This is a genomic window from Thalassotalea psychrophila, assembly GCF_031583595.1.
Classification (GTDB): Bacteria; Pseudomonadota; Gammaproteobacteria; order Enterobacterales; family Alteromonadaceae; genus Thalassotalea_A; species Thalassotalea_A psychrophila.
The window spans coordinates 1503004-1517754 of sequence record NZ_CP134145.1 but is presented as its reverse complement, the minus strand read 5'-3'; the positions used below and the strand labels follow the sequence as shown (position 1 = coordinate 1517754).

Annotated in this window: 12 protein-coding genes; 2 read left to right on the top strand and 10 right to left on the bottom strand. The window is 39.0% G+C overall.

Features of this window, described 5'->3' with window-relative positions; translation table 11 throughout:
- The first annotated feature begins 112 nt into the window (after positions 1–112).
- On the top strand, positions 113–928 hold the full coding sequence (locus tag RGQ13_RS06295) for an enoyl-CoA hydratase/isomerase family protein (RefSeq protein ID WP_348392710.1): 816 nt from the start codon (positions 113–115) through the stop codon (positions 926–928).
- 95 nt (positions 929–1023) lie between these two features.
- Here RGQ13_RS06295 and RGQ13_RS06290 read toward each other — a convergent pair whose 3' ends face one another.
- The 10 genes from RGQ13_RS06290 to RGQ13_RS06245 all read right to left on the bottom strand — a co-directional run bounded on the left by RGQ13_RS06290 (position 1024) and on the right by RGQ13_RS06245 (position 10515).
- Positions 1024–2199, bottom strand: coding sequence for an acyl-CoA dehydrogenase family protein (locus RGQ13_RS06290; RefSeq protein ID WP_348392709.1), 1176 nt, complete (start codon positions 2197–2199; stop codon positions 1024–1026).
- Between the two features lie 18 nt (positions 2200–2217).
- A complete protein-coding gene (locus RGQ13_RS06285) occupies positions 2218–3369 on the bottom strand; it encodes an acyl-CoA dehydrogenase family protein (protein ID WP_348392708.1) in 1152 nt (383 codons plus the stop codon).
- A gap of 256 nt (positions 3370–3625) precedes the next feature.
- The gene (locus RGQ13_RS06280) at positions 3626–4480 is read right to left on the bottom strand and encodes a Phenylacetic acid catabolic protein (protein ID WP_348392707.1); all 855 of its coding nucleotides are present in this window, start codon (positions 4478–4480) and stop codon (positions 3626–3628) included.
- 98 nt (positions 4481–4578) lie between these two features.
- Positions 4579–4788, bottom strand: coding sequence for a PaaD-like zinc ribbon domain-containing protein (locus tag RGQ13_RS06275; RefSeq protein WP_348392706.1), 210 nt, complete (start codon positions 4786–4788; stop codon positions 4579–4581).
- The gene (locus tag RGQ13_RS06270) at positions 4788–5021 is read right to left on the bottom strand and encodes a hypothetical protein (RefSeq protein WP_068545434.1); all 234 of its coding nucleotides are present in this window, start codon (positions 5019–5021) and stop codon (positions 4788–4790) included. Before RGQ13_RS06270 ends, RGQ13_RS06275 begins: the two co-directional genes overlap by 1 nt.
- A gap of 49 nt (positions 5022–5070) precedes the next feature.
- Positions 5071–5391, bottom strand: coding sequence for a metal-sulfur cluster assembly factor (locus RGQ13_RS06265; RefSeq protein WP_348392705.1), 321 nt, complete (start codon positions 5389–5391; stop codon positions 5071–5073).
- On the bottom strand, positions 5385–6356 hold the full coding sequence (locus RGQ13_RS06260) for a 1,2-phenylacetyl-CoA epoxidase subunit PaaC (RefSeq protein ID WP_348392704.1): 972 nt from the start codon (positions 6354–6356) through the stop codon (positions 5385–5387). Before RGQ13_RS06260 ends, RGQ13_RS06265 begins: the two co-directional genes overlap by 7 nt.
- 396 nt (positions 6357–6752) lie before the next feature.
- Positions 6753–7784, bottom strand: coding sequence for a YeiH family protein (locus tag RGQ13_RS06255; RefSeq protein ID WP_348392703.1), 1032 nt, complete (start codon positions 7782–7784; stop codon positions 6753–6755).
- A gap of 176 nt (positions 7785–7960) precedes the next feature.
- Positions 7961–9109: an acyl-CoA dehydrogenase family protein gene (locus RGQ13_RS06250; RefSeq protein ID WP_348392702.1), complete on the bottom strand. Its 1149-nt coding sequence runs from the start codon at positions 9107–9109 to the stop codon at positions 7961–7963.
- A 191-nt stretch (positions 9110–9300) separates the two neighbouring features.
- Complete coding sequence (locus RGQ13_RS06245; RefSeq protein WP_348392701.1) at positions 9301–10515, bottom strand: carbohydrate porin; 1215 nt, start codon at positions 10513–10515, stop codon at positions 9301–9303.
- Positions 10516–10913: 398 nt separating this feature from the next.
- Here RGQ13_RS06245 and RGQ13_RS06240 point away from each other — a divergent pair, with 398 nt between their 5' ends.
- On the top strand, positions 10914–14714 hold the full coding sequence (locus tag RGQ13_RS06240; RefSeq protein WP_348392700.1) for a S8 family serine peptidase: 3801 nt from the start codon (positions 10914–10916) through the stop codon (positions 14712–14714).
- Positions 14715–14751: the final 37 nt, after the last annotated feature.

Below are 14751 nucleotides of genomic sequence, written 5' to 3'. Positions count from 1 at the left end.
GTATAGTTCATTTTAGCTTGTTTTTAGACACCTTATTTACGCTTAATATAGTTTCTTAAATTCGAAGAGAGACAAATGTTGTCTCTGTCCTGACTACCTTAAAAGGAACATTATGATGAAAAAACTAACGATAACCCAAGAAGCTGGCGTGGCTACAGTTCTAATTAAAAACCCTCCAGTGAATATTTTGACTATTGACTTAATTAATGAGTTAAACGCATTTATTCTTTCATTAAAGGATAACCGAGAAACTAAAGCTGTTGTTTTTAAATCGTTCCATGAAGCTTTTTTTATAGCTCACTTAGATCTTAATATTATTAACGGCACTCAAGGCGGACAAGCTGCCTCAATTGAATTCAACCATATGATAGCCAACATTAAAGCAATGAAACAGCTATCTATTGCTGTCGTTGATGGTGTGGCGCGTGGTGGTGGTAATGAATTTGTTATGGCATGTGATTTAGCATACGGGACTGAAAATTCAGCTTTCGCCCAGCCAGAGTTATACATCAACATTCCAACAGGAGGACAAGGTGCAGTTCAGTTTGCTCGACGTTTAGGAAAAGGTAAAGCACTTCAGGCATTACTATCTGGTGCTGACTTTAGCGCACAACAGGCCGAAAAATTAAATATCATTACTCAGTTTATTCCTAAAGCAGATCTTGATGCATTTTTAGCACAATTTTTTGCAATTGTCGCTGGTTGGGAAATTCGTGACATTGTGATGTACAAGGAAATTATAACGGCTTCTATAATAGACGAGGATGTGGGCTCTGAACTTGAATTGCGTTACTTTCTAGAACGAGCAAAAGAAGAGAAAACTCAAACACATATAACTGCATTTCTTAAACATGGAGGGCAAACAGAAAGAGAAGCCTATGACATACAGGGGATATTTATCGACACAGCTGTAGAACTTTCAAGTTAAGATTAAACATAAAAAAAGCACTTGATTAATTGCATAATCAAGTGCTTTTAGACAACTAAATGTTGTTATGTGTTTTCAATAGTTAAGGCATTTTATTAATATGACTTAGGTAACCCCAACACATGTTCACCCAAATAGTTTAGAGTCATCTGCTGAGTTACCGGTGCTAAGCGGAATAACTGACATTCTCTAAACCAACGTTCAACGTGATATTCGCGGGCAAAACCACAACCACCTAACGTTTGCATTGCATGATGAGTAGCTTCTAACGCAGATTCTGCGGCAAGCCATTTCGCCATATTGGCAACATCCCCAACTTCTTTATCTGACTTACCATCATCGTATAGAGTAGCCGCTTTTAATACTTGCCCCCACGCAGCTTCAACTTTTGCATATGCCGCTGCTAATGGATGTTGTACTGCTTGATGAGCACCTATTGGCTGGCCAAACACATTACGCTCTTTGGCATACTCAATAGCATGTTCAAGAGCAAGCTTTGCCGTACCACATGCGCCTGATGCAATTAAAATACGTTCAGGATTAAGTGTACCTAGTAATTGATAAAAGCCCTTACCTTCTTCGCCTAACAGGCAATCTTTTGATACGCGAACGTTATCAAAGAATACCTGGAACGATTTGTAGTAATGGTAACCGTGCTTATCAATAGGTGTGTAGCTAATACCTTCCGCAGGCAGGTCGACTAAAAATAAAGAAATACCGGCAGCTTTATTTTTTACGTCTTCTTTCTTAGTTGTACGAGCAACAATAAGAACAGCATCGGTATTGTCGATATTAGTAATAAACCACTTACCACCGTTAATGATGTAATCATCACCGTCTTTTTTGGCAAAGGTTTCAATGTTTAATGAATTAGTTCCGGCATTCGGCTCAGATAAAGCAAATGCACAGGTTTTTTCGCCAGCAGCAAATGCAGGTAAATATTTTTCTTTTTGACTGTCGTTGGCATGATGAGCAACAGACAAGTTACCAAGTAGACCAAATAAATAACCCAATGCAGGACCGCCACCACCGCCGCCACGACATAACGCTTCCATCGCTAAAGCAACATCGGTTAGACCAGCATCGGCACCGCCCCACTTTTCAGCAAGTGGCAAACCGAAGAAGCCTAATGAACCAATTTCGTCCATAAACTCTTGCGGGTATGCTTTGTTTTCGTCTTTTTCACGCCAATATTCTGGGTCATATTTTTTAGCAAGATCAGCGGCCATATCGGCGATCATTTGCTGTTCCATAGTTAAATCAAAATTCATAATATTTTCCCATTTAACCTAAAAGGCATTTAAACCAGTGATGGCACGGCCAATCATCAGTCTTTGGATTTCATTGGTGCCTTCGGTAACACGGAAAACTTTTGCTGCACGTGCCATATATTCAACAGGGAATTCACGGGTAACACCATTACCGCCATGAATTTTTGTGGCTTCATCAACAATTTCGCAAGCTAAATCAGTACAAAACCATTTTGCCATCGCAGAATCGATATCAGCACGTTTTTTCTGATCAATTGAACTTAGCGCTTTATACGCCATTAATTTACCGGCTTCGATTTTTGTATACATAGTTGCTAGCTTATCTTGCACGATTTGTTTTGCTGCAATAGGCTTACCAAATTGTACTCTATCTAGTGCGTACTGCACTGCTTCATCAAAAGCTGCTTGCGCAATGCCCATCGCCATTAAGCCAACAATTGGACGAGACGATTGCAATAGGGTTAACAACATTTTCAAGCCTTGACCTGGTGCTGCAACCATGTTTTCTTTTGGCACACGACAATTATCAAAAAACACTTGTGCAGTTGATTGGCTGTTTAGCGCAGTTTTATCAATGTTAGTAGTTTCATAGCCATGCTCTTCACGGTCAACTAAAAATACTGCGAGGCCGGTTTCATCGCCTTCGGTAACGTTAACCAACACATACATAAAGTCTGAGTAATCACCGCTTGATATCCACATTTTTTCGCCGTTGATAATAAAGTGATCATCACCATCTGGTTTAGCACGACAAGTAGCAGAAGAAATATCAGAGCCAGTGCCTGGTTCAGAGATAGCAACCGAAGCAATCAATTCACAATTAATGAAGCCTTCAAGGTATTTACTGCGCAGTGGCTCAGGCGTACCTGACACCATTTTACCTGAGGCAAAATAAATTAATGTAGTAATGGCGATATCAGGCGAAACTTTGGCTAATTCATGCATCATTAAACCAAGCGTAACAGCGTCCATATCAAAGCCACCAAGCTCTTCTGGTAAGAAACCATTTACTACGCCAAATGGGGCTAGCTTTGCTTGAATTTCTTTAGCTAATTGTGTTGGAATGTATTTGTCGCGATATTCATCAGCAATAGGTTTAATTTCTGCTTGTAAGAACTTTTTAAAACTATCTACGGCGATAGTTTGCATTTCGTCTAATGAAAAATCCATTGTGGCCTCATTTGTTTATCACTGACCTATTGGCTATAAACTTGTTTTCTATAGTGATCAGTATTTTAGAATACAAATGATAATAACGCCTATGGCTGACATTGGTTTATCAAAATGAGCATAGCGATTGCTATGTATGTAGTAATGGTTGATGTTATCTATTAGATCCTGAAACAAGTTCAGGAATTAGTATGGTTTATAAAGCAAAAAATCCTAGCAAGGCTAGGATTTTTTTAGTGCTCAAGTATCGATTTAATTAATCGTAATCAAAAGCAATCGTTTCAGGCTTGTCCCATAAATCAATTTCATCTTGAACAGAAACTGATAATGGACGACGTGCTAAAATTGCGCCTTCGTTTGTAGGTACAACATATTCCCATAATGGTGCTGGCATTTCAGTGCCCTCTGGACGACGACGCATATTGTTACGCTCAGATGGGTTAACACTGTCGATAAGAGCTTCAATTTTTTGCTCAGTAATATCTAATACTTTAGCAAGCTTTGATGATGCTTCTTTAACGAACATTTCACGTGCATCCCACACTGATTGGCTACGAACGCCTGATGCTAATAATTCACACTCAGATGAAGCTTTCTCAGTACCAAACCATGCAATGGCTGCACCTAATCGGTGAGCGATTGCGCCAATAGCTTCTTGCTTTTCTTCGTCAGTAAATAAAGTAAACCAACCATCAGAATTAAGACGGTGGAAATAACATTCTTTACCAAACGCAGTCATCATTGGTGCAATGTCTGAATGTGAGCCATCTTTAAACGTGGCCATTAAACGCCAAACGGCAAGTTCTGCTATGTATGTTGTTAGAATATAATCACCGTAGCTTTGCGGTGGATTATCTAGCATATCCATATTATGAACTTCTACGGCTTTACGACCAAATTCTATTTGAAAATCTGGTAAGTTATTTTCTTCTTCTAAATAACGAAATAATGCGCGGGTATGGCCCCAAGTATCTTGCGACATTGCACCTAGTGCAGTTGCATCTTGAAGGTTGCGGCTGTTCATTAAGCTGCGTGTATACCAGTGACCTAATACCCACTCTGTATCTGCGATACAAAGTAATTCAGCCATTAAATTCTTTTCTATAGTCATTTCTTTCACCTATGTTATCTGCTCTTCCTGCCCATGGTTTTAATAAGCCAAACGAGCAGATATATAAATTTTTATTTCATTTATGATAATTTTAAACGTTACTCGGGCATCTTATGTTGCCACTTCATCCAACCGAAGGTTTGTTTACAACCATTACACTTGAATAAAATTTCCGAAACCGTTCCACCAAAAGGGCTTGCTACCTGTGTGTCTTCAGATTTACACCATGGACACGCTACAGTTTGATCGTATTCATCTTTAAAGATTTTCGAATCATGCTTTTGTTTTGGTTGTTTATCAGTAGTCATTATGCAAAACCGATTGGCGTATCTTCTTTACCAATAATGCCAAGAATGTGATCTTGACGAACACAACATAATTCTACCCAAGGTTTTTCTGAATAGGTCATGTAGGCTTGTGCTCTGGCTAAATCTTCATTCAGCGCGTAGATACAGCCTAAGTGGCTCAGTTCTTTATCTATTTTTTCACGACCGAATACTTCGTAAACACTAGCATCGGCTTTATGATCAAGCTTGCTCATAATTAAATCTTCTCTGTTAGAGTTATCGCAAAGCAATAACTAATAATTTTTAAATCACGTATCCGTGACGGGCTGCACGCTCGCGAGCTTCTTCGGTGATGTGAGTGCGATCCCATTGATGGCCCCACTCAACTTTTACTTTTACTGTATCAACACCGTCTAAGTCACCAACACGCTTGCGTATATCAGCCATCATCAACTCTAATGCTGGACAACCGATACAAGGTAAAACCAATCCAACATAAATGCCTTTATCAACGGTAGCTTCTACACGCTTAACCATTCCCATATCAAGAATGTTGACACCCATGTGTGGGTCAATAACTTCCTTCAAAGCAGCATTAATTTGTTGTAATTGTTCGTTTACCAAAATGACGCACCCCATTCTTCACGTTGTAAACGTTCATAAATAGCTGGACGCATGCGACCACCTTTTTTCATGTTGCCAACAACATCTGACCATTCACATTTTTCCCAAATCCAATCGCCAGTTTCACGATCCCAAGTCATTGGGTATGGTAAATCTAATATGTATTTACCTTCATCTTCATCAAAGTGAGCAGGTACTTCACAACCAATACGTTTTGCTAAGTTACAAGCAGATTGTAACCATTTATCGCGCATTTCATCGTTTGACCATTTACGCACACCGTAAATTAATTGGTCCATTTTACCTTTCATTGCATCCGGACGGCCGTACCAAAAAACACCGTGTGGGAATACCCAATCAACAGCTTCTTGTACCATGGCACGAGTTTCTTCGTTGTAGTTCCAATAGAACTCCATCCAGTAAGAGCCGTGACGCATGTGGAATGCTTCTTCAAAGTTTACTTTTTTCAAGGCACGACGATATGGGGCGAATGAACAATGTAATTCGATGTCCCATGTAGTGTAACGACCCGCTCTATCTAGGAAAGCTTGCGCTACAACAAAATAGATGTAGTTTTTGATTTCAAACTCAAGAACAGGCATTGACCAGAACTTCTCAGGTGGACGCTCAAATGCTTCTTTGTGCATATCTACACCGAAACGCTCCCACAACATACCTTGCTGATGTGCATGGCCAACTTCATCTTGAATAGAGCCAGAAATTGCCATTTTAGCGCCTAAATCAGGAGCATTTACATAACCCGTTTGTGCCCAGGTAAGTACAGTTACTTCGCCTGCTGCAGCTATCTCTAGGGTATTTTCTAATACTTTACGGTAACGAGGTGTAAGCTCATCAATATTTTCAATTAATTCACCCGACTTGATTCTATCAAGTAATGCTTGTTCAGCAGGATCATCGGCAACCATTTCTGGTTTTGCCATTGGTCGAATAACTGTTGATTCCATCTGTTGCTCCAATTTATAAGGATATTTATTATCTTGGTTTTCGTTTAATTACTTCTAATCAAACTTCATGGCTATAAAATTAGCAGCCATTCACACTTATTTCGAACACTTTTACCATTGATAATAATTATATGACTCAACTCTAAAAACAATCATTAACCATTGTTTTTATTAAACATTATTTGTTTTTATTGTCATTATTTTTTGATAGATAAGCATTTTCAACTTGTCATTTTAGGCGTAAGAGGTATCACAAATATGAATGAAACCTTATTTTTATTGTGGAATTGAATTAATTTTTAATAATGTCTCTTAATTAAGTTTAGCCTTTTGAAGCAAAAAAGCCTGAATATTAGCGTATATTCAGGCTTAAAGAGTGGGGATGATAGCTTTAAATTATGCGAATAAATGTATACCCACTAATATTAATACCGCAAATAAAACCGTTTCAGCGGTTATCAATACAACGGGCTTCCAACCAACAGAGACAATCTGTTTTAACGATGTTTTCACCCCAATAGCGGCAATAGATACCACCAAGCACCAACTAGACAGTGTTTTTATTACTGATGCCACCTCTACCGGAATTAAACCAATATTATTTAATAACGCCAGCACGAAAAAGCCAATTAAGAACGTTGGAATAAATGTAGATACACCACCTTCCATCTTGCTATCTCGCTCTTTAAAAGCAAAAAAGATGATCATTACAATAGGTAGTAATAGCGCAACTCGTAATAGTTTAATGTAAGTGGCAATATCTCCGGCCTCAGGTGATATCGAATAACCTGCCCCTACAACTTGTGCTACATCATGAATAGAGCCGCCGATAAACACCCCGGCTAAATCATCGGGTAAGCCCAAGTAAGAAACAATTAGCGGATAAACCACCATAGCTATTGTACTAAGGGTGGTAACGCCAATAACAGTTAAGGCAAAGAATTTTTCTTCGTATTCTTTTTTCGGTAATACCGTAGAAATAGCTGCGGCAGCTGAAACGCCACATACCGCAACAGAGCCAGCTGACAGAACACCAAATACTTTCGACAAACCAAGCACTCGAGAAAACATAACGCCGAACGCTATCATTATTGCCATAGACACCATTACGATCATCGGTGGTGTAATGCCTAACGACACGATATCTGAAAATGCAATGCGTACACCTAACAAGGCAACAGCAAAACGTAAAACGGCCCGCGATGAAAAATTAACGCCTGCTTGATGCTTGGGAGATTCGTATAAAAAATGTAATGCCAAACCCAGCAATAACGCGAATAACATTACAGGGGCATCATAACGAGTAGCTAACGCCCCAGATGCAATTGCGATGATGACACTGATCGCCACACCAGAATAGTGGGACTTACATGTTGTCAGAAAGTTGCTAAGCAAACCTGCCTGCTCAGCTTGGGTTTCGGTTGTCATCTTCTCTACCTTGGAATACTTTATTTATCATTATGATTGAAACCATACTTAATATGTTAATGATTTATATTATCGATAACAGCAAAACTGTTTCTATATCAACAAAAAGGGGTCAGTACCCTTTACTATTTAATATAGTAATGGGTACTGACCCCTTTAAAAAGACTATTGCCAAATTAGCTTAAAAGATCTCGGGCAATGATCACTTTCTGAATTTCACTAGTACCTTCATAAATTGAGGTTATACGAACATCCCTTGCCATTCGCTCTAGCGGATATTCTTTAATATAACCTGCACCGCCCATTAATTGCAGTGCGTCATAACAAGCTTTGTTGGCTTTTTCTGCAGCAAACAGTTTTGCCATAGAAGCTGCAGTACCAAATGCACCACCTTGCTCTTTAATGTGTGCAGCTTGCATAAGTAATAAACGAGCCGCTTCCATATTGGTATAGTTTTCAGCAAGCATCCATTGTAAACCTTGGAAGTTACTAATTGGTTGATCAAATTGCTTACGCTCTTTGGTGTACTCTTTAGCGTAATCTAGTGCGGCTAAACCAATACCTAAGGCTAATGAGCCAATACCAATACGACCGCCAGCTAATTCACCAACAGCAACACCAAAACCTTTATTTTCGGTGCCCATTAATGCACTTGCCGGTACTCGACAATTATCAAAATTTACTTCATTGGTAGGAGACGCTTTTTGGCCCATTTTATCTTCACATTTACCAATGGTCATGCCAGGCGTACCAGCTTCTACGATAAAGCATGAGATACCCCTACCTTTTCGAGCTTCACTATCAGTAACGGCCCAAACTACAAATACACCGGCAAATTCACCGCTGGTAATAAACAGTTTTGAACCATTTAAAATGTAGTCATCACCATCTTTAACTGCTGTGGTTTTCATACCTGCGGGATCAGAGCCTGCACTTGTTTCTGTTAAACAAAAACCACCAGCTAAATATTCACCTGAACAAATTTTAGGAAGATATTTTTGCTTTTGCTCTTCGTTACCAACCGCTTGAATAACCTCGGCAACCATATTGGTTACTGACGTTGTAACCGCAGTTGACGCACACGCTCTAGCAATTTCAGTAATCGCTAAAGAAAAGGCTACAACACCCGCTTCAACGCCGCCATACTCGGCTTTAATATTTAATCCCATCAAACCAAGCTCTGCTAACTGGCTTATATTCTTTTTAAAGGATTCTTGGTCGCCTGTTTCATCCAAGTGCGCAGCATTAGGTGCTAATTCAGATTCAGCAAATTTCTTTACCATATCCTGAATCATCATTTGTTCTTCGGTTAAAGAGATGTTCATAGTCTTTCCATTTATTTTTAAACGAGGGTCAGAGTCAAGTTAATTTAGTGAGTAAACCTGACTCTGACCCTAGTATTTATGTTTGTTAGTATTGTATGGTATTTTGCGCAAAAAAAAAGGTCAAAACGGGTAAAGTAATGACCTAAATCTATTTATCGATTATCAATATATTGATAATCAGCTATGCCAAACTATAAAATTATGCGTGCGCGTAAACCGAAGATCACTTGATCTTCTTCATTACTAATTGCGCCATTCCGTACGTACTGTACATCAGGGATTAACTCTAAGTAATCTGTCACTGGTATTTTGTAGTAAACCTGGCCGATGTATTGATTTTGATCGGTACCAAAGGCTTCTTTATTTACTTTGCCCCAGTTCGCGGCAACGCCTAACGTGTCACCCTCTTTAAGCAAACCATAATAACCGGTACCAATAGATAAAGACTGCTCTAGCATTGGCGCGCTACCTTCTGCTACACCACCACGAATAAATGGCATCCATTTACCCATCATGAAACTTGCTGAAAAGTTAACACCTTCACTATCATCACCAGAGGCATTGTTATCATGACGAGTACCGCCATCTTGATGCCAATAAGTAACGTGCACATTATCTAAGTAAATACGGCTTTTTCCTGCGCCGGTATAACCTAGTTCAATTGATTTATGATGTTTTTCATCATTTAGAAATTTATCAACGTTATCGCTCATCTCTTCTAAATCAGACATACCTGACGCGTCTGCAATACCACCTAGTACATATATGTTGTCGGTGATCATATGCGCTGCAGCCATACCAAATGCCGCATCATCTGGTAGTGCCATTGTGCCGCTACCGGTTGAGAATACTAAGTTAGAAAAATCGGTCCATGGTGATGCTTGAGCATAGGCATCAAGGTAATCGGTAATATCCATAAAACCTGCCCAAACTACGGTATTGCCGTCATTAAAATTTTGACGCCAGTAAAGGTTGGTTACACGAGCACCTTGATCGTTAAATGCTGCTCCAGACAAGCTCGCCATACCGATATTATTAATACCATACATCTTAGGCGCTTCGTCAGTGTAAGCGTGGCGATGTTCAATTTTAAAGTTTAATGAACCGCTTTCAGTCGCAGCCCATGAGCCCATAAGACGAAAAACGCCTGATGCAGCCGAATCATCAGTACCTTCCATAGTATCGTCTGAGGCAGTACCAAAGGCGATATAATCGGCAGATAAGCTTAATCCATAATCTTCTTCAAGACGCTCTTTTATTGAGATACGCGGTGCATGTTTGTTATCTTCAATAACATGCTCGGTAGAGTCTGGTGAACCAACTTTTTGACCATCTTTGGCAAATGTTAACGGGCTAATTGCTAATGAGATTGCGAGTGCAACAGCACTTTTCATTTTAACTGACATAAGTAATACCTTGTTAACGAACCATACAATGCATAAATAGTCCGTATCTAAAGAAAGCGCTGCTCGATAGTCAATGGCAGGAGATAAACATGCTTATCAACCACCGAACAGCTAAATTTTCGCTATTTTAGTCATGAGGATGTTTTTTTAATGGTTAATTTGGGTAATAAAATTCACTGAAAACAACTTGTTACAGGAGGCTACAAAATCATCTAAATCATCAATTAAAACGGTTAATATCAGTTAACGTTATTTAACATATAAGGAGGGCCAGTTTGCTTAAAATAACCAGTTAAATTTGTTGAATTAAAGTACTATCGGTGATTATTTTTTTAAATTAATAAAAATAGACTTTTTTCAATATCGTTGTTAGTAAATCCATGGTTGTTGAGGTTGTAGTGATTTTAAAGAATCTTAAATTTTATAGCGTTTCATTATTAATGTTAGGGTTAATAGCAATACCTTTCTCATCGATTGCAGTTAAAGAACCTCTTAATCTTAGTTTTTCTCCTAAAAAAGTGAAAGCCAATAAAGTTAAACAATCAAGAAATACCGACAACTTGTACGTAGTGATTTTAACTGAGCCATCTGTTGCTACATTTAATGCAAGCAACAGTACAGGTAAAGACTCCGCGCAATTAATGGCAAATAAGTCAGATAATAAAAAACTCAATATAAGCAGTAAAGTAAACCAAGAATATCGAAATAAATTAATTTCACATCAACAGCAACTATTGGCTCACCTTAACCAACAGCGACGTTCCCAGCTAACAGCTGAGCACTCTTTCCAATTAGCCGTTAATGGTTTTACTGCTCGCCTAGAAAAAGCTGATTTAGACATGCTTAGAGCATCTGCAAAAGTAAAAATTGTACAAAAAATAAAGCCGCACAAATTATCTACCAACGCCGGCCCTCAGCATATTAATGCGCCGCAAGTCTGGCAAGGTTCAACTGGCCATGGTGCGTTTAAAGGTGAAGGTGTTATCGTTGGTATTCTTGATACTGGTGTATCAGCTAACCACCCTTCTTTTGCTGCCGTGGGGGCCGATAACTATCAACATATAAACCCATTGGGTGATGGAATATATCTGGGAGATTGCGCAATACCTGAATACCAACACTATTGTAATGACAAGTTAATCGGCATATGGAGCCACCCTTACATTACCGATTATGCAACATTTACTGGTGATGACCCTATTGGCTTAGATGTGCAGGGGCACGGCAGTCATGTAGCGAGTACAGTAGCAGGAAATGTGGTGAAGAATGTTCCAATTTATAATGTAGTAGGTGATAAAACTGAACAAAGCTTTAACCAGATAAGTGGTGTGGCACCACATGCTAACATTGTCTCTTATCAAGTCTGTGATCTCGATGGTTGCTGGCCTGATGTTGCTGCTTTAGCGGTTGAACATGCGATTGCCAACGGTATACAAGTGATTAACTATTCTATTGGTGGTGAAGCCATTAGTCCTTGGTACAGTCTTGACGCTCTGGCGATGTTAAGTGCCAGAGAAGCAGGTATTCATGTTGCTACCTCAGCTGGTAATATGGGCTCAGGTGAAAAATCTCTAATGAGCCCAGGCAATGCACCTTGGCTAACATCTGTTGCAGCTGTAAGTCATAGCAGAGCGTATTCACAAAAATCATTAACCATAGATGGTTCTAACAACGACTTTGAGACTGTTTATGGCTATGCCGCAACAAGTGGTGTAACAGCTACAATAATCGATGGTGACGAATTTAATAATGGTGACTGTTTACGTCCATTTAGCGAAGGCTCTTTAACCGATAAAATTGTTATTTGCCGACGTGGTTCTACACCACGTGTTGAAAAAGGCCGCAATGCATTAGCAGGTAACGCTGCAGGTATGGTACTAATTAATACAGTAAAAGAAGGTGAACAATTAAATACCGACTTTCACGTATTACCGAGTATTCATATTGATTACCAATCAGGGCAATATTTGATCAATTTTGCGGCTACTAATACTGATGCTACTGTCACGATATCTGACAGTGAACAAATCAATGATAAAAGTAAAAGCAATATAATTGCTGATTTTAGCTCTCGTGGTCCGGAGCCTATTTTTAGTGAGTACCTTGTTCCTCATGTTTCCGCGCCAGGTGTTGCCATCTATGCGGCAAATGCAGATAACCAACCATTTTATAGTAAAGATGAACAGCCTCCATACGCATTTTTAGATGGTACTTCAATGGCGAGTCCGCATGTAGCTGGTGCGCTAGCATTAATAGCAGGTTTAAAACCTAACTGGACACCATCTGAAGCACAATCAGCGTTAATGCTTACCGCGAATAAAGCAGTTTATAAAGCAGACTTAGAGCCTGCAGGTTTATTTGAAAGAGGCACCGGCAACATTCTCATTGATCGTGCAATCCAATCCTCATTGGTTATGAATGAAACAAGCCAAAATTTTTATAATGCCGACCCAAGCTTGCAAGGTAATATTCAATCATTAAACCTACCTGCTCTTGTGGGTAATAAATGTATGATTGAGTGTGTTTGGACTCGTACATTTAAAGCGACGGCCGCTGGTGATTTTCAAGTTTCAATCGCCAACCAATCAACTGGTATTGAGATCAGTACCTCAATTGAAAAATTTTCATTGAACGCCAATGAAGTAATTAGTATCGAGTTTCGAGGCAAAATTAATAGCGACTACCCCAGCGAATACGTTAGTGCCGATATAGTCATTGATAACAGCGAAGGTTTAGCTCGTGCAATCCTGCCGTTAATTGCTACATTCCAAAAAGGCAAATACCCCAACAACATTACCATCAATGCCCACGCTAACATTGGACAAGTTAATATTGATAATGTCGTTACCACAGCGGTTGATGAGATTTACACAACACCTTATAGCATTGCAAAGATAGATAAATACCAAATTGAGTTAAATCGGGACGATTTCGACACAACCGTTTTCCCTTACAATATTTATAACGACGATGAAACCTTTTTTGCTATTCCATTAAGCACCCATTTGGGAACCCGTTATATCGAAGTTAATATTTTATCTACAACCTCTCCAGATTTAGATTTATATATAGGCTACGATTGGAATTTTAATGGCAAAGTAGATACTGAACATGAAATGACCAGTTTAGTGTGTGAAAGTGTCTCGCCATCGGCTATGGAAAGGTGCCAAATTGATGACCCAGCGAATGCGAATTATTATGTACTAATTCACAACTACGGCGACAAAGTAAACCCAAGTAATATCGCCGACATGATTGAGTTTGAAGTTTTAACGATTAATGAAGACGACGGTTCATTGATCGCCTCGACTAATTCGCAAATTGACAATAATACTGATATTGGTTTAAACATATCTTGGAATGCCAATATGTTAAGCAATGAGCAATACATAACCGCTGTTGGATTATCTTCTACTATTGATAAGCAAGAAGATGTTGGCTTTATTCCTGTTCGTATCAGCCGAACTGCAAACAATACAGCTTTATATGCTCCAGCAACAGTTAACGCTGATGAGCAATTACAATTAAAGATATTTATCGATGCTAACCACAGTGAACAACTGTTAAACCACTTCCTCGAAATCCCTATCCCTGAAGGTATCGAAGTTCTTACGGCTTCAGAAATCTACTCAATAAGCAATAACGTATTAACTATCGATCTTGAGCAAAGTGTGGCGAGTAAAAACATTGAAATAATTATTAACTTAGATACGCAAGGTTTAGTTCTTGATCAAACACTAACACTCGATTTGAGACATAGTGTAAACAATCAATTATTGCCTGAAAAAAGATTTAATGATGTGCACTTCAAGGGATTACCTGTTGCAAAAATTAACGGTCAAGAAACCGTGCAAATATCTGCATTCGAAAATGAATCGATTAGTCTGTCGGGTAAGCAAAGTATTAATCCTACGACTACAAGGATCATTGAATACACTTGGCAACAGCGCTCTGGTCCTGCTATTTCAGTTAATGGTATGTCACAAAGTGACATAACATTCATGCTGCCATCTGTTGAAGCCGATAGCCAAGTAACCTTTGATCTGATAGTTAAAGTTGATGACCGAGAATCTACCATTGCTACCGCAACAATTAATATTACTCAGGTAAAATCGAGCACTTCAAGTGGCGGTTCTGTTAATTGGTTGTTAGTGGCTTGTATGATGTTAGTTACAGCAGTTAGACGTAAAATTTTATAGTATCTAATCATTTAACAAATTTTTTTAATAAAATTAA